Source organism: Soonwooa purpurea, from assembly GCF_053891095.1.
Genome location: NZ_JBSSMA010000012.1, coordinates 53,995 through 74,160, shown reverse-complemented (window position 1 = coordinate 74,160; position 20,166 = coordinate 53,995). Strand labels below are relative to the sequence as shown.

The following is a 20,166-nucleotide window of genomic DNA, read 5'->3' as shown; positions in this document are numbered from 1 at the left end:
ATTCTTAACTAAAAAATTAAACTAGATTTCCGTAACTTTGTTGTATGGCAAAAATTCTGAAAATATATCCAGACAATCCGCAAGAAAACTATATCGATCAAGTTGTAAAAAGCTTGCGAGACGGTGGGCTCATCATCTACCCCTCCGACACCATTTATGCACTAGGTTGCGACATCAACAACCTAAAAGCGATGGAAAAACTTGCAAGCGTAAAAGGTGTAAAACTCGAAAAAGCACACTTTTCCATTATTTGTAACAACCTGAGCCATCTGTCAGAATTTACTCGTCCTATAGAAACCTCGACATTTAGATTTCTAAAAAACCATTTGCCTGGACCATTCACTTTTATTTTGGATGCTAACAAGAATCTTCCTTTGGCTTACAAAGGCGCTAAGACAGTAGGTATCCGCGTGCCAGACCATAGCATTCCACAACTTATTGTTGAAAAACTGGGTCATCCCATCGCTTCGACTTCCATCCGTGATGACGACGAAATTTTAGAATATTCTACCGATCCAGAACTTATTGCAGAAAAATACGACCACCTTGTCGATATCGTTATAGACAGCGGTTATGGCGATAACGTCGCGTCGACTATTGTCGATTTAACCTCTGGAGAACCCGAAATTATTCGTCAAGGAAAAGGTGAAATTTAATTGTTTTTTGGGCGCCATTTCCGTCTCCATCTCCCACTCTTTTGCTCGGCATAGCCTCTCGCAAAAGGAGTTCCGACTACGCCGGGGCGCAAAAACACATTATTGTATTATTTTAGATTTATAGAAAAAGAAGTCACAGCATGAAGATACTTAGCTCACCAGCCAAATTAATGAACATCGAAAACCACACCGATCTTTTGCGGACGACAACACCAAAATTCATTAACGAAGCTGCCGAAATACAATCGCATCTCAAAGAGAAAGATCCAAAATTCTTGTCAAGCCTTATGGAAATTTCCTCAAAACTGGCTGATGAAAACTGGGAGCGCAACCAAAACTGGAAAGCCAATCCTAAAACAAAAGAATCTGCACCCGCCATGTTTGCCTTTGTTGGAGAAGTGTACCGCGGTCTGGACGCCAAAACTCTGGACAAAACAGCGATCGATTATCTCCAAAAAAACTACCGAATGCTATCTGGACTTTATGGATTGTTGAAACCATCTGACCGTATTATGCTTTATCGTTTAGAAATGGGAAGAGCTTTTGCTTTTGACAAGTACAAAAACCTGTACGATTTTTGGCGAGATAAAGTTACCGAACAACTGAACACTGAACTGAAAGCCAAAGATATCATCCTCAACTTAGCTAGTAATGAATATGTAAAAGTCATCGATCGTAAAAAAATAAATGCACCAATTATCGACTTCGATTTTCGCCAAATACAACCCGATGGAACACTAAAAACCATCGTGGTCTATACCAAACACGCAAGAGGGTTGATGATTCGTTTTTGTGCTGAAACAAAGGCTAAAACACTTAACGATGTCAAAGCTTTTAACTACGAAAATTATTTGCTAGACGAGAAACTTTCCACTGATACCAATTTGGTTTTCACAAGATAATTATTGATTATTGATTTTGAGGATATAGATAATTCATAAATAAAAAAGTGACAATTTCTGATTTAAAAAAAAGCTTCCAAGTAGAACTATCTGAGTTATATTCAAGCTCGGAAAGTTTGATGCTATATTATATTTTTACTGAAAAGACATTTAGTTTCACAAAACATCAACTTAGAAAATTTGAAAACCAATCGATTTTAGAATCAGATATTGAGATTTTTAATTCTATTTTAAACCAATTAAAATCTGGAAAACCCTATCAACAAATTATGGGAGAAGCCGAATTTTATGGAAAACGCTTTTTTGTAAATGAACATGTTTTAATACCACGACCAGAGACGGAAGAACTTCTGGAATTGGCTTCGCCTTACATTCAAGAATATCAAAAAGAAGAAAATCTAGAAAATGTCAAGATTCTTGATATCGGCACAGGAAGTGGCGTTATTCCTATTATTTTGAAAAAGATGCTTCCCCATGCCGAAGTCCATGCGGTTGATGTATCAGCAGATGCTTTAGAGATTGCACAAAAAAATGCCGACTTTCATCAAACAGAAATCCAGTTTCACCAAATGGATATTTTAACAAAAATACCGAATATGGAATTCGATGTTATCATCAGCAATCCGCCGTATATCGGACAAGATGAGCTAATAGACATCAAAGATTCCGTGAAATCTTATGAGCCCAATCTCGCCTTATTCTCGCCCACAGAAGATGCGCTTCTTTTCTATTGTAGAATCGCCGAAATCTCGATTACCAATCTTAAAAAAGGTGGTTTGATCTTTTTAGAAATTAATCAAAAACTTGGTCTAGAAACTTTAGCTTTGTATCAGAATTTTAGTGTTTCAAAACTTATTAAAGATATTTCTGACAACGACAGAATGATCTATGCAAAAAAATAAAGCTACCCAAATTGAATCGCCTTTATCTTTAAGAATTATTTTCGATAATATAGCCCAAAGCACCAGATGGACAAGCGTCAATTTGTGCAATCAATTGTTCTTTAGTTGCCAATTCTGGTTTTATCCAAGGTTTGGCTTTAGGATCATAAACTTTGTGTAGCATTTTTACACAAACACCTGCATGTTTGCACTTGCTAGGTGTCCAAAGTACTGTAATGTCTTTGTTATTGGTATATTTTTTGGTTTCCATATTCTATATTTTTCATTGGTTAATCATTAAAGTAAAGTTAACCAATTTTCTTTTTTGAAAAAATATGATACGCCAAATACACCAAAGGAAGCGACATAATTCCCAAATATTGGGCATTTTCTATAACCAAATCCAAATGGAAAATAATAGCATACAGAAGCCCAAATGCGGCACCACCAAGATGCGCTGCATGACCAAGATTGTCCCATTGTTTCGGATTCAGCATCATATAAACGGAATAGGCAAAATACAATGCTCCGAAAATATATCCAGGAATTGGTAATGGAATGAACATAATCCCGATACCTAAATGCGGAAATGCTGCAATTGCGGCAAACAATATCCCAGAAACACCGCCACTAGCTCCAATTGCTGAATAATAGCCCTGATGTTTATAAATATACAAACTGAATAAATTCCCAAGCAATATTGAGCCAAAATATACAATCAGAAATCCTACAGCTCCAAAAACTTGTAACACAATTGGTCCAAAGAAATACAGGGTGAACATGTTAAAAAACAAGTGCATAAAATCCCCATGCAAGAATCCCGCAGACAACAATCTTATATACTCTTTACGATGCTGTACAGCGCCAACATTGAATTTGTATTTTTCAAAAAAAGCTTGATTCTGGAATCCATAAATACTGATTCCACAAGTTATAACGATAATTAGTAAAAGTAAACTCGGCATTATTCTTCTGTATTTTCTTCTGGTCCTGACTCATCAAAAAGATCCCCAATCGTTCCGCCTTCATCGTAATCTGCCGAATTGACAGTTTCGTTCTCGTTATCTTCCTCCGCTTCGGGTTCTTCTTCAGGTTCGGGAATAATGATATTAATATTTTTTACTTTATCTTTTATAAACTGATTGCCCATTGCCTTAATACCTTTAACAGATATAAACTCGTCAAGATTTATAGTTTCTGCTTCTTTCTCTTTTCCTGATTTGTCTTTAGCAAAATTAATCTCAGCCACGCAATTATCACTTGTTCCTACAAATTCTATAAAGGATTTCGGATGTTCCGAAGGCATGAAGGTTTGTACACTCGGTGTATTTTCGAACAGGAAACGTTTGATAAAATAAATGGATTTTTCACCATCAAAATAGATACAAGTCACAGCTTGCGCGGGTTTCCACTTTTCTAAAATTAAATACTCATCATCGAAACGGTTACTCAAATCAAAGGATACCAATTTGGCTTCACCCTGTGTATTAATGATCAAGATTTTATCTTCTCCTTTAAAACTTCCTAGCAAAGTGCCACGACCATCTGCATTGAGACGTCTTACACTTTCATCAAACCAAATTTTACGAGGCGCCAATGTTGAAACGCCTTCTTCTTTTAGATCCACTTTTTTCACGGCATATTTCGTCACGAGATTTCCACGAGAGTCGCGACCTTTGATTCCCAACTCAGAAAAATCAACTTCAATTCTATTTTTACGAATGCGCGCGTTTGGTTTTAATAATACAGAAACGACTTCTGCTTCACCATTTGGATTTGCAGAAAAATATAAAACTTCTGAGCCTTTTTTATCCGAAGCTAATTTGTAGTCATTCGCTCTAATAACGCCTGTTACCGCAAAACGCTTCATATAATAAGGGCCTTCTTTGCCCTCGCGATATATCATGTTGTAAACGGTTCTTTTATCATTCTTTTTCCAAATACCGACATGCAAAAGATTTTTGCCAACAAAGGTTTTGCTCTCCACTTTTGTCACCTGCATACCACCATCTTTTCGGAAAGTGATAATATCGTCAATATCGGAACAGTCAAACACATATTCATCTTTTTTGAGTGATGTTCCAATAAAACCTTCTTCGCGATTAACATAGAATTTTTCGTTGGCAACGGCTACTTTTGTCGCATCAATCGTATCAAAAACGCGAAGTTCTGTACGGCGTTCTTTATCTTTTCCATATTTTTTTTGAATATTTACAAAATAGTCAATGGCATAAGCAATTAGATTATCCAGATGATGTTTAACCTGTTCTATTTTGCCTTCCAAAGCAGCAATATTATCTAAAGCTTTGTCCTGATCGTAACGCGAAATTCTCATAAACGGCAATTCGGTTAATCGGACAATGTCATCGGTGGTCACCGCACGCATCAGATGTTTTGTAAAAGGTTTTAAGGCTTTATCAATCGCTGCATAGACTTCTTCTTTGGATGTTCTGTTTTTGATTTCTTGGTAAATTTCGTTTTCGATGAAGATTTTTTCAAGAGAAGCAAAATGCCATTTTTCCTCTAGTTCGCCAAGCTCAATTTCCAGCTCAAGTTTCAAAAGTGAAACGGTGTGATCGGTATTGCGCTTCAGAATTTCGGAAGCCGACAAAAACATAGGTCTGTCGCCAACAATGACACAAGCGTTGGGCGAAATGGCCACTTCGCAATCTGTAAAGGCGTACAAAGCGTCAATCATTTTATCTGGCGACACATCGTTGGTCAACTGAATAAGAATCTCGACTTTGTCCGAGGTATTATCTTCAATCTTTTTGATTTTGATTTTTCCTTTTTCATTGGCTTTAATAATACTATCGATAAGGTCGCCTGTATTTTTGGAAAAAGGAAGTTCATTAATACAAAGTGTATTTTTATCTTTTTGAATAATTCTTGCTCTGGCTCTTAGCTTTCCACCACGATGGCCATCGTTATAATTGCTAACGTCCAACATTCCGCCCGTTAAAAAATCGGGGAAAATTTCAAACTTTTTCCCTTTGAGATATGCGACAGAGGCATTGATTAATTCATTAAAATTATGGGGCATAATCTTCGTTGAAAGTCCTACACCAATCCCTTCGGCACCTTGTGCTAACAGCATTGGAAACTTTACGGGAAGATCAACAGGTTCGTTATTACGACCATCATAAGATTTTACCCAATCTGTTGTTTTAGGGTTAAAAACCACTTCCAAAGCAAAGGGCGTCAAGCGGGCTTCAATGTAACGTGCTGCCGCTGCGGAGTCGCCAGTATAGACATTTCCCCAGTTACCTTGGGTGTCAATAAGCAATTCTTTTTGACCAATTTGCACCATAGCATCCGTAATGGAAGCATCGCCATGCGGATGGTATTTCATCGTATTTCCGACGATGTTAGCCACTTTATTGTAACGACCGTCCTCTAGCTCCCGCATGGAGTGCAAAATTCGGCGCTGTACAGGCTTAAACCCATCAAAAACAGATGGAATTGCACGGTCCAAAATTACATACGATGCATAATCTAAAAACCAATCTTTATATAATCCCGAAACTTTTTTCAGGCTTTCTTCTTGATAGTTATTCTCTTCCATTATACTGTTTCAGTACGTGACTGGTTTTCTTCTTTATTAGCTTTTATAACCTTTCTTAAGGATAATTTTAAATCTTTAACTTCTTTATTACTTAGATAAGAAATATCGTATTTCAAAATCAATTGATGACTTTTTTTGCTGTGAATGTTAATTAGAACTTTTTTAAAAAAAATAAAATTAACCACTTCAAAATTCTTTAATTTATATTTCGGAAATTCATCTTTTTTTTGATTTTTAAAAGGAGTAACAATGCTATAATTATTAAAAGTTAGCGTTTCGCCATCGCTATCATATTCAAAAATTTGCTTACCTCGCAGCCAGAACAAACACAGCAATAGAAGGGGAATAAGAATCAACAGATAGCTTCCAGAATTTAAAAAATCCATCTTATACTTTTCAATAAAAAAAAGCACAATTCCAAAAATAAGACCCATCCAAAAAAGAATTTGAAAGAAGTTATAAATTGGAATTTTCTTTTTATTACTTAATCTCATCTTAAAAATTAAATTTTATTTCTTATCAATATCGTCATTTTCCACCACCAAATTGTCAAGAATAAACAATTGTCTTTCTGGTGTGTTTTTCCCCATATAGAACTCTAACAATTGATCAATAGTCTGATCTTTTCCAAGTACAACAGGCTCTAGCCGAATATCTTTGCCAATAAAATGTTTGAACTCATCAGGTGAAATCTCCCCCAAACCTTTGAATCGTGTAATTTCAGGATTTTTTCCGAGCTCACTAAGGGCCTTAATCCGTTCTTCTTCGTTATAACAATACCTTGTTTCTTTTTTATTTCTAACTCTGAAAAGTGGCGTCTGCAAAATATACAAATGTCCATTTTTGATAACATCTGGAAAAAACTGAAGGAAAAAAGTAATCATTAATAAACGAATATGCATCCCATCAACATCGGCATCGGTAGCGATAATCACATGATTGTAGCGCAAATCTTCGAGACTTTCTTCAATATTTAAGGCAGCCTGCAGAAGATTGAATTCTTCATTTTCATATACAATTTTCTTGGTTAAACCATAGCTATTAAGCGGTTTACCTTTAAGAGAAAAAACGGCTTGCGTCTCAACATCACGTGACTTGGTGATAGAACCTGACGCAGAATCTCCCTCGGTAATGAAAATCATGGTTTCCGCTTTTCTTTGGGCTTTTTGATCGTTATAATGCTGACGACAATCTCTAAGTTTTTTGTTATGAAGCGAAACTTTTTTAGCACGCTCCCGCGCTAGTTTTTGGATTCCTGAAAGTTCTTTACGTTCTCTTTCAGAAATTAAAATTTTACGTAAAATGGCTTCTGCAACTTCAGGGTTTTTGTGAAGAAAATTATCCAATTGGTTTTTCATAAAATCCATCACAAAAGTTCGCACCGTCGTTCCGCCAGGCTCCATTTCGTTAGAGCCTAATTTGGTTTTCGTTTGTGATTCAAAAACTGGTTCGATAACCTTCACAGCTACGGCTGCAATAATGGCTTTTCTAATATCTGCAGCTTCGAAATTTTTATTATAAAAATCACGTATTGTTTTTACAAAAGCTTCTCGAAAAGCATTGAGGTGAGTACCACCTTGCGTTGTATTCTGTCCGTTAACAAAAGAGAAATAGGTTTCTGTTTGCGATTTATCAGAATGTGTAATTGCCACTTCGATATCTTCATCCTTTAAGTGAACAATTGGGTACAAAATATCGCCTTCTAATTCCTCCTCCAAAAGGTCGCGAAGACCATTCTCAGAGTAAAAAGTTTCACCATTAAAAATAATTTTCAAACCAGGATTCAGATACGCATAATTGCGGAGCATACGTGCGATATACTCTTTTCTGAATTTATAATTGATAAAGATTTCTGTATCTGGCGTAAAACTAATTTCGGTACCGTTACGATCAGAAGACTCTGTTTCTGGAAAATCTTCTATGATGACACCTCTCGAAAATTCAGCCATTTTCATACGACCATCGCGTACAGATTTTACACGAAAATAGTCGGATAGGGCATTTACAGCTTTTGTACCAACCCCGTTAAGACCAACCGATTTTTTGAAGGCTTTGCTGTCATACTTCCCTCCTGTGTTCATTTTAGAAACAGCGTCAACGACTTTTCCTAAAGGAATACCTCGCCCGAAATCTCGAATGACAACTTTCTTTTCATCAATCTTAATTTCGATACGTTTACCAGCTTTCATGACAAATTCGTCAATCGAGTTGTCGATAATTTCTTTTAAAAGAATGTAAATACCATCATCGGCCGATGAGCCATCTCCCAATTTCCCGATATACATCCCAGGACGCAATCTGATGTGCTCTTGCCAATCGAGCGTCCTAATATTGTCTTCGGAATAATTAACTGCGTTGTTTTCTACCATATTGTTAGCTATCGTGCTTATTTCCGTTTAGATTTCTAAAAAAAAAAAAAGACACTCCTTACAAAAATAATGATTAAGTTTTAGAATCAAAAATAATTGTTAAAAAAATCATAACAAAGGCGAAAACAATCTGGCTAAATGTTCAAAAAAAGACTTCAATTTTGGACGCGATTTCCAATGTTTAAGATTGATTTCTTCGCTAGATTTTAAATCTTCAAAAAAAACGTCTGCTAACTGATTGGCAATAGTTTTATCATAAACCAAAGTATTGACTTCAAAATTAAGCTCTTGACTACGGACATCCATATTGGCAGTTCCAACAATGGAAAGTTCATCATCAATCAAAATTGTTTTGGCATGTACAAATCCTTTTTTATAAAAATAAATTTTGACACCCGCCTCCAAAAGCTCTTCATAATGTGAATATGCCGCAGCGTTCACCAACATAGAATCTCCTTTTTCAGGCACTAAAAGCCGAACATCTGTTCCGGAAAGGGACATTTGTTTTATCGCTTGCAAAACTGCTTCGACAGGAATAAAATAAGGTGTTGTTATAAAAATTCTTTTCTTGGCAGAATATATAGCCGACACAGTTGACATCATAATGGCGGGCTTGGTATCTGGTCCACTTGCTGCACATTGCAAAACTTGCTTTCCGTCGATATTTTCATAATCAAAATAAGAATGGTCAATCTGTGGAATTTTTTTCGTCGAAAACACCCAATTGCTCAAAAATAAAAATTGATAATAAAAAGCACCCGTCCCTTTGAAATAAAGATGCGTATCGCGCCAATACATCTTGCTCGCATTATCGTTAACATATTTTTGCGAAACATTGATCCCGCCTGTGAAAACCTTGTTAGCATCTACAATGATAATCTTTCTGTGATCGCGATAGTTAACGCGATTAGCAAAAAGTCGGAAATTAATTTTATTAACTGGAGACAATTCCACACCAGCATTTTTTAATTCGGTTTTCAAAGTTTTTGTCAATTTTCCACTTCCCAAATCATCATAAAGCAATCGCACCATAACGCCAGATTTTGCTTTTTCAATTAAAATTTGACACAATTCTCGCGCAATATAATCGTCTTCAAAAATGTAATATTCTAGATGGATATGATGTTTTGCTGATTTTAAAATTTCAAAAACTTTAGGGAATTTTTGTTCGCCATTGATTAATAATTCTACCGAATTTTGTTCTGTAAGCGGCGAATTTGTTGCATTAAATAAAAAAGAAGTCGTCGAAAAATACTTTTGTAATTCCTCCTGATGCGATGCTAAAACTTTATGATGCGAAGATTGTACAAACTGCTGTATTTCATTATAAATCGTCTCATTACGTTCTATTTTAAAATCATAAAATTTGTTTTTGCGGTAATTAACACCAAAGAAAAAATAAATTAAAATCCCAACGAAAGGCAAAAAAATAATAAGAAGCAAATACGCCAAAGTCTTACTCGTTGTTTTGGTATCCGTAATTATTTTTGCTGAAAGAAGAATTACCCCAACAAAATATAAAAATTCCAAACCTAGAAGAATATAACGATGTTGTTCTAAAAATTCTTTCATAATAGGATTTTGATTTTAAAATTAATAAATAATCTTTTAAAAAACAGAAAAAACCGCCAATTGACGGTTTCAAAAAATTTACGAAACGTGAGTTTACTTGTTTAATTTCAAACGGTACAAGAAAGATTCGCCTTTCTTTTGGGCTTCATCGGTTATCAAAATACTATCGTTATTTTCAAAAGTTAAACCCTCTTTTTGCGAAAAATGTCCCAACTCGATCATCTGAGATTTTCCAGAGAAAAAATCATCGCCTTTAAAGTCTGTAAAAATCCAAACTTTATCCGAGCTCAGAAGTGCTACTTTTTTCTTATCTGGACTTATCGCTGCACTTGTCACCGCGCATTGGTTAAAATTACCACAAGTCACAAAACTCGATATTTTTTGGGCAGGCAACTTTTGCCCAGACTTGTTTTCTACGCGATAGAGAACCGTTGTTCCATCGAATTTTGAGCTTCTATTTTTTGTAAACAAATAAAATTGATTATTCAAAATAAAGAAAGATTCTACATCAAAAACACGGTCTTTTTTCTTTGGCGGAAATTCGGTTTGCTCAGGATAAAAGAATTCTACTATTGCCGTAGCTTTTGCCTCATTTTGGGAAAGATCCGCAGCATTAATTTTATAAATGGCCAAATTTTCTCTTAAATTATCATTGTTTCCAAAGTCCCCGACATAGATATTTCCAGCATCATCCGATGACAAATCTTCCCAATCGTTGTTCTCAACATTAGAAATTCGGATTTCTTTTTTAATTTCTCCTTTTGTGGTAAAACCAAATAAAATATTTTCATTCTTCTGATCCTCGATTGTCCAAATAAGATCTGAAGCTTTGGAAATTTCCGCAGCAGAAGCTTCTTTTATTAATTTTGGAAGCGTTGTCACCACTTCTACTTTATCTGTGGCCGATTTTTGACAAGAGAAAAGTCCGACTGTCAAAACGCTCAATATTAATCCTCTCATATTATATTATCAATTAAATTAAACTTAAAAAACGAAGTGTTTCAAATGTAGTAAATAAAAATGCACAGCTTTTCTAAACTGTGCATTTTGTATCAAATATGTGACCAAATCTTACAAAATCAACATAGCGTCGCCGTAAGAATAGAATCTGTATTTTTCTTTAATCGCTTCCTCATAAGCGCGCATGATAAAATCGCGGTCTGCAAAAGCTGCAATCATCATCATCAATGTTGATTTTGGCGTATGGAAGTTTGTTATCATCGCACTAGCAACACCAAAATCATGTGGTGGATAGATAAATTTGTTCGTCCATCCATTAAAAGGTCCTATCTTACGATTTGACGAAACTGAAGTTTCTATAGCACGCATGGTTGTTGTCCCAACTGCACAAATTCTTCTTTTTTCCTCAACCGCTTTGTTAATGATATCCGCATTTTTTTGGTCGATGATAACTTCTTCGGATTCCATTTTATGTTTAGAAAGATCTTCCACCTCGATAGGGTTGAAAGTTCCTAAACCGACGTGAAGTGTAATTTCTGCAAAGTCAATACCTTTAATTTCTAAACGCTTCATCAAATGTTTTGAGAAGTGAAGTCCTGCCGTTGGTGCAGCAACAGCGCCTTCTACTTTTGCATAAATGGTTTGGTAACGCTCGGCATCTTCTGGCTCAACATCTCTTTTGATGTATTTCGGAAGTGGCGTTTCTCCAAGTTCATTCAGTTTAGTACGGAATTCTTCATAAGATCCATCATATAAGAATCTCAAAGTTCTACCTCTAGAAGTGGTATTATCGATAACCTCAGCTACCAAAGATTCGTCTTCTGTAAAGAAGAGTTTGTTCCCGATTCTAATTTTTCTGGCGGGATCAACCAAAACATCCCAAACTCTGGTTTCTTTGTCCAGTTCTCTCAATAAGAAAACCTCAATTTTGGCACCAGTTTTTTCTTTGTTTCCGTATAGTCTTGCAGGAAAAACTTTAGTATTATTAAAAATAAACAAATCATGTTCGTCAAAATAATCAATAACGTCTTTGAAAAGTTTATGCTCTATTGTTTGTGTTTTACGATCCAAAACCATCAATCTGGCTTCGTCACGATGTTCTGATGGGTGTTCTGCCAATAGTTCTTCTGGCAAGTCGAAATTAAAATCTGAAGTTTTCATTTTTTTAAATTACGGTTTAAAAATTTGTGAATTATCGATTTGCAAAGATACAACATAAAAAAGCCTTTGTCAAGGGAACTAAGACTTATTAATATTTTTTAATAAATTTAAGTTAATAAAGAATAATTTATTTATTTTTAGTCAAATTTTATAATAATTAACATGTCAAGCAACAGAAGAGATTTTATAAAAACTGCTAGTCTTGCTGGTTTTGGGGCACTTGTACTTCCCAATACTTTATTTGGGAATAGTCTTTATCCACAACAACAGACACTTCACAAAGTAAGAGTCGGACTTATCGGTGTGGGACTTCGCGGACAAAATCATCTCGAACTTCTCGCAAAACGTGATGATGTAGAAGTCGTTGCCTTCGCTGATCCAAGTCCTATTATGCTGAAAAAAGCACAACAATTCCTTGTTAAAAACAACAAGCCAAAAGCACAAGAATTCTCAAACGGTGATTACGATTATAGGAATCTTCTTCAACTCAAAAATATTGATGCCGTCGTTATCTCAACACCTTGGGAATGGCACCACAAACAGGGTATCGAAGCAATGCAATCCAAAAAAATCGTTGGAATGGAAGTCGGAGGCGCCATGACTTTAGGCGAATGTTGGGATTATGTAAAAACTTATGAACGCACCAAAGTTCCTTTATTTGCGATGGAAAACGTTAACTACCGTCGCGATATAATGGCCGTTTTAAACATGGTAAGAAAAGGTATGTTTGGCGAATTGGTGCATGGCCGTGGCGGTTATCAACACGATTTGCGTGGCGTACTTTTCAACGATGGTGTTACACCTTACAACTCAGGCGTTGAGTTTGGCGACCTAGGATTTAGCGAAGCCAAATGGAGAACGCAACATTATATTGATAGAAATGGAGAATTGTACCCTACACATGGTCTCGGGCCCATTGCGGCAATGATGGATATTAATCGCGGAAATCGTTTGACGCATCTTTCCTCGTTTTCTACAAAAGCTTTAGGCTTGCATAAATATATTGTTGACCATCCAAAAGGTGGCGAAAATCATCCTAACGCAAAAGTAAAATTCAAACAAGGTGATATTGTAACCACACAAATTGCATGCGCTAATGGCGAAAGCATTTTGTTAACACATGACACCAGTCTACAACGTCCTTATGATCTCGGTTTCCGCGTGCAAGGTACCGAAGGTTTATAGCAAGATTTCGGTTCTGGAGGTCTTGACCAAGGTCATATTTATTTTGAAAAAATGATGAATCACAACCACAAATGGGATAATTCTGAAAAATGGCTTAAAGAATACGATCATCCGCTTTGGAAAAAATTTGAAACCGACACCAAAGGCGCTGGTCACGGCGGCATGGATTTCTTCGTGATAAATACCTTTATAGAATGTATCAAACGAAATATTGAATTTCCGTTGGATGTTTACGATTTAGCTACATGGTACGCCATCACGCCACTGAGCGAAAAATCTATTGCACATCAAGGCAAAGTTATAGAAATACCAGACTTTACAAGTGGCGCCTGGAAAAATAGAAAACCGGCATTCGGACTATCAGATGAGTTCTAAAAAAGCATTAGTCATTTTGGCAGGTGGCTTGGGAAGCCGTTACAAATCGTTGAAACAAATTGACGGCATCACCGACAACCAATCTCCATTGTTAGAATATTCGTTGTATGACGCGATGGAAGCCGGTTTTAGCAAAATCATTTTGATTATTAACAAACTTATTCCCGCTTCGTACATCGATCGTTTGCAACAAATTGCGTTAAAGAAAAACTTGGATTTAAGATTCGTTTATCAACATATCGAAAATTTTGTACCACAAGATATTGATCTTAGTTTTCGAAAAAAACCTTGGGGAACTGCCCATGCTTTGCTCTGCATAAAAAATGAGATTGAAGAGAATTTTATCATTCTAAATGCTGACGATTTTTATGGCAAAGAAGCCTTCAAAATGGCCTCCGAAATTATCGACCAAAATTTAGTAAAAACAAATCTTCATCATATTATCGCTTATCCTTTGGATTTGACGTTAAGCGAAAACGGCGCTGTTTCGAGAGGAATCTGCGACATTAACAAGCAACAAAGTCTTACAAAAATTACCGAGCGAACTCATATTTTTTCGGACTTGGGAAAAATATATTTCATAGAAAATGACAAAAAAATTTCTTTAGAACCTAAGACCTTGGTTTCTATGAATTTTTCTATATTTAATCCATCAATTTTTAACGATTTAGAAGATAGATTTCATCAATTTGTAAAAACCAATCAAAATCCGAAAGCAGAATTTTATATTCCGCAACTTATCGAAGATCTTTTGCAAGAAAACAAAATTTTTGTAAAAGTCCATGAGTCGCCATCCCAATGGATGGGCGTAACATATCCTGAAGACAAACAAAGCTTGAAATCTTTTATTGAAACGAAAATTAAAGATGGCGATTATCCAGAAAATCTATGGAACTAAATTATATTATTGCTCAGTTTTTACCTGATGTCAACATCCAAAACATCACGCCGCTCGGCAATGGATTGATACACCAGACTTTTCTTGTTGAAACGAGAGGAAAATCTTACGTTCTTCAACATATCAACGATTCGATATTTGAAAAACCCAACGTTTTGGTAAGTAATCATCTGAAAGTCAATAAAAGTTTAAAACTAAACAATTATAAATTAGCATTAGCAGAACCTATAAAAACTATCGATGGACAACTTGTTTTTGAAATCGAAAAGCAGTTTTGGCGTGTTACAGAATTCATCAACGGAAGTATGACATATCAAAAAGTGCTTTCACCAGAGATGGCTTACAACGCATCTGAAGCACTGAGTTATTTTCATTATTGTATTAATTCTGGGGACAAAGTTCAGTTGGAGGAAAGTATTCCTGGATTTACAAATTTTGAAAAGCGTTTTGATGATTTTTCGCAAGGAACAAAAAAAAACAAGCCTTCAAATCGCCTTAAAAACTGTTTGGAAGAACTGATTTTTCTTCAAAAATATATGCATCTAGGAAAGCTTTGGATTGACCTTATCCATAATGGAATGCCAAACAAAATTATTCATGCTGATCCAAAAATCAGTAATATTTTATTTGATTCCAACCAAAAAGCCATTGCAATTATCGATCTAGACACGGTACTTTCTGGCCCAATATTGTATGATTTTGGAGATATGATTCGTTCTTTTACCAATCGTTTGGCAGAAGATGACATTAGTACAAATGATAATTTTGACCCCGAAATTTATCATGCGGTCAAAGAAGGTTTTCTGAAACATTCCAAAGATATTTTAACAAATCTGGAGTTGGAACATTTGGATTATGCTGCCAAAATTGTTGTCCATGTTCAGGCCTTACGATTTTTGTTGGATTACTTAAAAGGTGATATCTATTATGATGTGAGCTACGAGGATCAAAATCTGAATCGAGCAAAAAACCAAATTAACCTTCTGAAGGCTTTAATAAAAATGGATGTTTGATTTGCTTCCAAATTTCGAATTTATTTTGAAATGGAATTGTATGCAAAGGACTTGTGGAAGGCAACGCAACAATTGGTATTGCAAAGTTTTTTCCTAAAATTTTAATTAGATTTTTATATGATTTTTGACCATTGCAAGCTATCATTTTGATGTTAGGATAATCTTCCAGAAGTCGCAAAATATCGTTGGCGTTTTCATTTTTTATTTCAGAATCTAGGCTGCCTTTACGCTCGCAACTGTCGATAACATCCCAAAGTGCGATTTTATGCTTCTTAAGAATTTCAAGTTTTTCTTGGTAATCGTCTGTGACATTTTCTGCAAATAATTCAAAAATAATTTTCCAAAATACATTTTGTGGATGTCCATAATACTCTTGTTTTTCTAAAGATTTGACACCTGGAATTGAACCTAAAATAAGGACTTCGCTATATTCGTCTATTATCGGATGAAAAGAGAAAATTCGGTTTGACATATTTATTTCAAATTATCTAAAACCTTGAACAAAGCTTGACTGATATCTGCGCTTTGATAGTTGTTAAGAATAATCGAAAAGACGTATTTTTTGCCAGATTTCGACGTATGATAACCGGCAAAAGATTTTATATTTCGGATGGTTCCGCTCTTCATCTTCATAGCATTTTGTGGTGGGAATCCGTCGAAATAGTCAGAAAACCAAGGCTGTTTTTGCGCATACAAAAGTGCCTGCACTTCAGCTTTTGCAGAAACATAATTCTGTGGCGAAAGTCCACTTCCATCTGCAAAATTAATCATAGACGGATTGATGCCTTTTGACTTCCAAAAATCTTTCAAAAACTGAACGCCCACTTTGTAAGACGAATTTCCCTTTTTCTCTTTGGCCATCGTTTTTACAAATGTTTCCCCATAAAAATTGATGCTTTTTCTTAGAAACCAATAGACCATTTTGTCCAATGTTGGCGATTGGTATTCGAAGAAGTTATTTTTTTCAGGATAAGAAGTCATTTTCTTTCCAGAAAGTTGATTGTTGTAATAGGTTTCTACATTTCCGTGGACAGCAATATTTTTAGAATTTAAAAAAGATTTAACCTCCACGCCCAATTGCAAAGGCGGATTGGGCACCGATCCCGAAACCGTCATCGACTTCCCAGCGGGCAAACTTCCATTAATTAAAGCAACATCCGAATGTGGTGCGGTAAAAATCAAGCTCTGATCCGACGATCCAGAAGCTTTGAGCTCGTTAATCCATTTAACATTTTCCAAATCGTAAGAAAAACTTTTGAATTGCGTGCCATTGGTATTGATATCAAACTGATTTTCGCGCCAATTGATTCCCCAAGTTCCAGCACCATAATAATTCCCGATATCATCCCAAGGCCATCCGCCTGGCACCGACTGAAAATCGAAATACGAATCGTCAATTATAATATTTCCAGTAATAGACTTGATGTTTTTTTGTTGCAAAGCTTGAAGAAGTTTTTCTTTAAACTTTTCGGGTTTGTAATCTTCATAGCGCCAACTTCCAAGCGTTGGATCGCCGTTTGAGCTTATCCAAAGGTCGCCTTCCAAAATGCCATTTTTAATCTGCCCAGAATAACTTGCCGTCGTTGTATAGCGGTAATCTTTTCCCAAGGTTTCTAATGCTGCCGCCGCAGTAAAAATCTTCTGCGTACTTGCTGTCGAAAGCCCCTTATTGGGCTGATATTCGTACACCAAGTTTCCATTGTCATCGGTAACATAAAACGATAAATTTGCAGAATATGCACCTGTAGAATTGAGAAGTTTTTGTGTGGATTGATCCAATTGATTGGCGACATTTTGAGAAAATAGTAGTTGTGACCCTACAACGAAGGCTAAGAAAATCCTTTTCATTATAAAACTTTATAAAGTCAAATATAAGGAATCATCTATAGAACTAGAATTTTAGAAACAATTTATTATATGCTGTTTTTCCAAACGCTTTGTTTTCAACAAAAAAACTCTTCAAAGAATCTTTGGAGAGTTGGTAATTTTATCTAAAAACTTTTATTAGTTTTTGATGAATTCAAACTGAATTAAATAATTAAAAAACTTTTTTTGATCTAATAATACTTTACACTCATCCTTATAAAAGCATAAGAAGGAATACACAATAAACTTTCCTTGTAAATATGAACAGCAGCAATTCTAATTGGCGCTCCTGTAGGCGAATGAATACCCTTCATGTTATTTTTAAAATAATGTAAAACAGCATTAGCATTATTATTTGTCATATAACGAGAAGCAACCCCATCTGCCCAAAGTCCATAGCCTGTACTTGGATCGTCTCCAATTGTAAACTCTACAGTTTCTAGTGGTACTTCATCTATCTTAAAAGCATTAAATTCATTTATTTCATCATATCCAGAAAATTATCCAAATCTTTGTATCGATTCGGCACTAGAACTTCCAGAAATATAAGCACCTTTTCTAAGTAAAAAAGCACTAATACTTAAACACTGCTTATTATTCGAAGGACAATTATTAACATTATCATACTTAGACACATTAAAATCATCATAATAAGGTAATGTAGGATCCAAGTCTAGAGAAACCGATGAACCCTCTCCACATTTTAAAGATGAATTAGATATTGCTTGAACAGAAAAAGCTTGTGATTTTTTTTGAACTTTTTCAATTTTATTTCCAGCATCGGCTGAAGATACAACATCATTATCTTCCACTCTATCGCAAGAGTAAAAAAATCCAAACATAATTGAAGATAAAAGTAATTTTTTAATCATAGATTTAAATTTTGTAAATTAATTCGGTGCTGAAATAGATATTTTATCTAGAAATCAAAAGGTAAAATCGAAATTCTTTGAAAATTTAACAACAAAACCACACTTAAGATACTTCTATTAAAGTACCGATGTTTTAATTTTTTCTTTAATTAAATATTGAATAAATTTGTAGGAACTTAAATTTTTAATATTAAATACTACAAATATGTCTAAAGCAATTTCACAAGTTCCTATTGCTATTAACGAACCTGTTAATTCCTATGAACCTGGATCTAAAGAAGTAAAAAGTCTTATCGCAACCTACAAAAAAATGTGGGATCAAAAGATTGAAATCCCAATGGTTATCGATGGCAAAGAGGTTACAACTGGTAAACATGTAAAATTACAATCGCCACAAGACCATCAACACGATTTTGGTTTTTATCATCAAGGTGATATGTCGCATGTTGACCAGGCTATCGACTCTGCTTTGGCAGCAAAAGACAAATGGAATGCTTTGGGTTGGGAACAAAGAGTTTCTATCTTCTTAAAAGCCGCTGACCTTATCGCTGGTCCATACAGAGACACCATCAATGCTGCGACAATGATAGGTCAGTCAAAAAACGTTCATCAAGCTGAAATAGATGCGGCGTGCGAGTTTATCGATTTCTTGAGATTTAATGCAGAGTTTATGACAGAAATGTATGCTGAACAGCCCATTTCGGATAATGGCATTTGGAATCGCGTAGAATACAGACCACTAGAAGGATTTTGTTTTGCCGTAACGCCGTTTAACTTTACAGCAATCTCTGGTAATTTGCCTGCTTGTATGGCCATGATGGGAAATGTTGTGGTTTGGAAACCTTCTGACAAACAAATCTACTCTGCTAAAGTGATTATGGATGTATTAACAGAAGCTGGACTTCCTGCGGGGGTTATCAATATGATCTTTACAGACGGGAAAGAAACTGCTGAAAAAGTAATGGCTCACAAAGATTTTGCAGGCTTACACTTTACAGGTTCTACAAAGGTTTTCCAAGGTATGTGGAAAATGATTGGCGATAACATCCATAACTACAGAACTTACCCAAGAATCGTGGGAGAAACTGGTGGTAAAGATTTTGTAATTGCACATCCTTCTGCCAATGTTGAAGCTGTAGCAACGGCTTTGGTAAGAGGTTCTTTCGAATATCAAGGTCAAAAATGTTCTGCGGCATCTAGAGCTTATATTCCTAAATCACTTTGGAACGATATTAAAAAAGTAATGGAAAACCAAATGTCAACAATTAAAGTTGGTTCTCCTGAAGATCCTTCCAATTTTGTAAATGCGGTGATCGATAAAAATTCTTTCGAAAAATGTAAAGCTTATATCGACAGAGCCAATGCATCTAGCGAAGCCAAGGTTGTTATCGGTGGTAAATATGACGACGCTAAAGGTTGGTTTGTTCATCCAACTGTTATCGAAACAACCAATCCTCAATACGAAAGTATGGTTGAAGAGATCTTCGGTCCTATCCTTTCCATCTACGTTTACGAAGATGATAAATGGGCAGAAACTTTAAAATTGGTGGATTCTTCTTCGCCATATTCTTTGACAGGATCTGTATTTTCACAATGTCGCTATGCAATTGACGAGGCTTATAAAGCTTTAGAAAATGCTTCTGGTAATTTCTACATCAATGACAAACCAACTGGAGCCGTTGTTGGTCAACAGCCATTCGGTGGTGGTAGAGCTTCTGGAACAAATGATAAAGCGGGTTCTAAAATGAATCTTCTACGTTGGGTATCTGTACGTAGTATAAAAGAAACATTTGTTTCTCCAAAAGATTATAAATATCCATATCTAGGCTAATATAAAATGTTTTAAATAAAATCGGCGGGCTCTTTGAGCCCGCCGATTTTATTTAAAACA

At 35.5% G+C, this 20,166-nt stretch carries 17 protein-coding genes and 1 pseudogene; 7 read left to right on the top strand and 11 right to left on the bottom strand.

Going from position 1 to position 20,166, the window contains the following annotated elements:
* Positions 1–44 precede the first annotated feature (44 nt).
* The 3 genes from ACVFVN_RS11565 (at position 45) to prmC (ending at position 2,460) form a co-directional block, all read left to right on the top strand.
* On the top strand, positions 45–656 hold the full coding sequence (locus ACVFVN_RS11565; protein ID WP_165132120.1) for an L-threonylcarbamoyladenylate synthase: 612 nt from the start codon (positions 45–47) through the stop codon (positions 654–656).
* A 140-nt stretch (positions 657–796) separates the two neighbouring features.
* Positions 797–1,558 (top strand): peroxide stress protein YaaA, encoded by a 762-nt coding sequence (gene yaaA / locus ACVFVN_RS11560; RefSeq protein WP_456235368.1) that lies wholly within the window; start codon positions 797–799, stop codon positions 1,556–1,558.
* A 47-nt stretch (positions 1,559–1,605) separates the two neighbouring features.
* Positions 1,606–2,460, top strand: coding sequence for a peptide chain release factor N(5)-glutamine methyltransferase (gene prmC, locus ACVFVN_RS11555; protein ID WP_456235367.1), 855 nt, complete (start codon positions 1,606–1,608; stop codon positions 2,458–2,460).
* Between the two features lie 28 nt (positions 2,461–2,488).
* On the opposite strand, the gene ACVFVN_RS11550 is transcribed toward prmC, so the two are convergent.
* The 8 genes from ACVFVN_RS11550 to queA all read right to left on the bottom strand — a co-directional run bounded on the left by ACVFVN_RS11550 (position 2,489) and on the right by queA (position 12,066).
* Positions 2,489–2,710, bottom strand: coding sequence for a (4Fe-4S)-binding protein (locus ACVFVN_RS11550; RefSeq protein WP_165132129.1), 222 nt, complete (start codon positions 2,708–2,710; stop codon positions 2,489–2,491).
* A gap of 37 nt (positions 2,711–2,747) precedes the next feature.
* Positions 2,748–3,404 carry a rhomboid family intramembrane serine protease gene (locus ACVFVN_RS11545; RefSeq protein WP_165132132.1) on the bottom strand — a complete coding sequence of 219 codons (657 nt, stop codon included), beginning with the start codon at positions 3,402–3,404 and terminating at the stop codon, positions 2,748–2,750.
* Complete coding sequence (locus ACVFVN_RS11540) at positions 3,404–6,004, bottom strand: DNA gyrase/topoisomerase IV subunit A (protein ID WP_456235366.1); 2,601 nt, start codon at positions 6,002–6,004, stop codon at positions 3,404–3,406. The genes ACVFVN_RS11545 and ACVFVN_RS11540 overlap by 1 nt, the downstream gene beginning before the upstream one ends.
* Positions 6,004–6,498, bottom strand: a complete 495-nt coding sequence (locus ACVFVN_RS11535) for a hypothetical protein (RefSeq protein WP_165132138.1) — start codon at positions 6,496–6,498, stop codon at positions 6,004–6,006. Before ACVFVN_RS11535 ends, ACVFVN_RS11540 begins: the two co-directional genes overlap by 1 nt.
* Positions 6,499–6,513: 15 nt before the next feature.
* Entirely contained in the window at positions 6,514–8,373 is a 1,860-nt protein-coding gene (locus ACVFVN_RS11530) for a DNA topoisomerase IV subunit B (protein ID WP_456235365.1), read from the bottom strand.
* A 108-nt stretch (positions 8,374–8,481) separates the two neighbouring features.
* Positions 8,482–9,945, bottom strand: coding sequence for a cardiolipin synthase (gene cls, locus ACVFVN_RS11525; RefSeq protein ID WP_456235364.1), 1,464 nt, complete (start codon positions 9,943–9,945; stop codon positions 8,482–8,484).
* A 93-nt stretch (positions 9,946–10,038) separates the two neighbouring features.
* Positions 10,039–10,905, bottom strand: coding sequence for a hypothetical protein (locus ACVFVN_RS11520; protein WP_456235363.1), 867 nt, complete (start codon positions 10,903–10,905; stop codon positions 10,039–10,041).
* Between the two features lie 111 nt (positions 10,906–11,016).
* Positions 11,017–12,066, bottom strand: coding sequence for a tRNA preQ1(34) S-adenosylmethionine ribosyltransferase-isomerase QueA (gene queA, locus ACVFVN_RS11515; RefSeq protein WP_165132147.1), 1,050 nt, complete (start codon positions 12,064–12,066; stop codon positions 11,017–11,019).
* Between the two features lie 162 nt (positions 12,067–12,228).
* On the opposite strand from queA, the pseudogene ACVFVN_RS11510 reads away from it, so the two are divergent.
* The 3 genes and pseudogenes from ACVFVN_RS11510 (at position 12,229) to ACVFVN_RS11500 (ending at position 15,537) form a co-directional block, all read left to right on the top strand.
* Positions 12,229–13,626: pseudogene (locus tag ACVFVN_RS11510) on the top strand (Gfo/Idh/MocA family protein).
* Entirely contained in the window at positions 13,616–14,524 is a 909-nt protein-coding gene (locus tag ACVFVN_RS11505; protein WP_456235362.1) for a nucleotidyltransferase family protein, read from the top strand. Before ACVFVN_RS11510 ends, ACVFVN_RS11505 begins: the two are co-directional and overlap by 11 nt.
* Entirely contained in the window at positions 14,515–15,537 is a 1,023-nt protein-coding gene (locus tag ACVFVN_RS11500) for a phosphotransferase enzyme family protein (RefSeq protein ID WP_456235361.1), read from the top strand. The genes ACVFVN_RS11505 and ACVFVN_RS11500 overlap by 10 nt, the downstream gene beginning before the upstream one ends.
* Here the strand turns inward: ACVFVN_RS11500 and ACVFVN_RS11495 are convergent.
* The 3 genes from ACVFVN_RS11495 to ACVFVN_RS11485 all read right to left on the bottom strand — a co-directional run bounded on the left by ACVFVN_RS11495 (position 15,500) and on the right by ACVFVN_RS11485 (position 18,275).
* The gene (locus tag ACVFVN_RS11495) at positions 15,500–16,009 is read right to left on the bottom strand and encodes a DNA-deoxyinosine glycosylase (protein ID WP_456235360.1); all 510 of its coding nucleotides are present in this window, start codon (positions 16,007–16,009) and stop codon (positions 15,500–15,502) included. The genes ACVFVN_RS11500 and ACVFVN_RS11495 overlap by 38 nt on opposite strands.
* A 2-nt stretch (positions 16,010–16,011) precedes the next feature.
* Entirely contained in the window at positions 16,012–17,385 is a 1,374-nt protein-coding gene (gene dacB / locus ACVFVN_RS11490; RefSeq protein WP_456235359.1) for a D-alanyl-D-alanine carboxypeptidase/D-alanyl-D-alanine endopeptidase, read from the bottom strand.
* Between the two features lie 518 nt (positions 17,386–17,903).
* A complete protein-coding gene (locus ACVFVN_RS11485) occupies positions 17,904–18,275 on the bottom strand; it encodes a hypothetical protein (RefSeq protein WP_456235358.1) in 372 nt (123 codons plus the stop codon).
* Between the two features lie 205 nt (positions 18,276–18,480).
* Between ACVFVN_RS11485 and pruA the strand changes: the two genes are divergently transcribed.
* Entirely contained in the window at positions 18,481–20,106 is a 1,626-nt protein-coding gene (gene pruA / locus ACVFVN_RS11480; RefSeq protein WP_456235357.1) for an L-glutamate gamma-semialdehyde dehydrogenase, read from the top strand.
* The last annotated feature ends 60 nt before the right edge of the window (positions 20,107–20,166 follow it).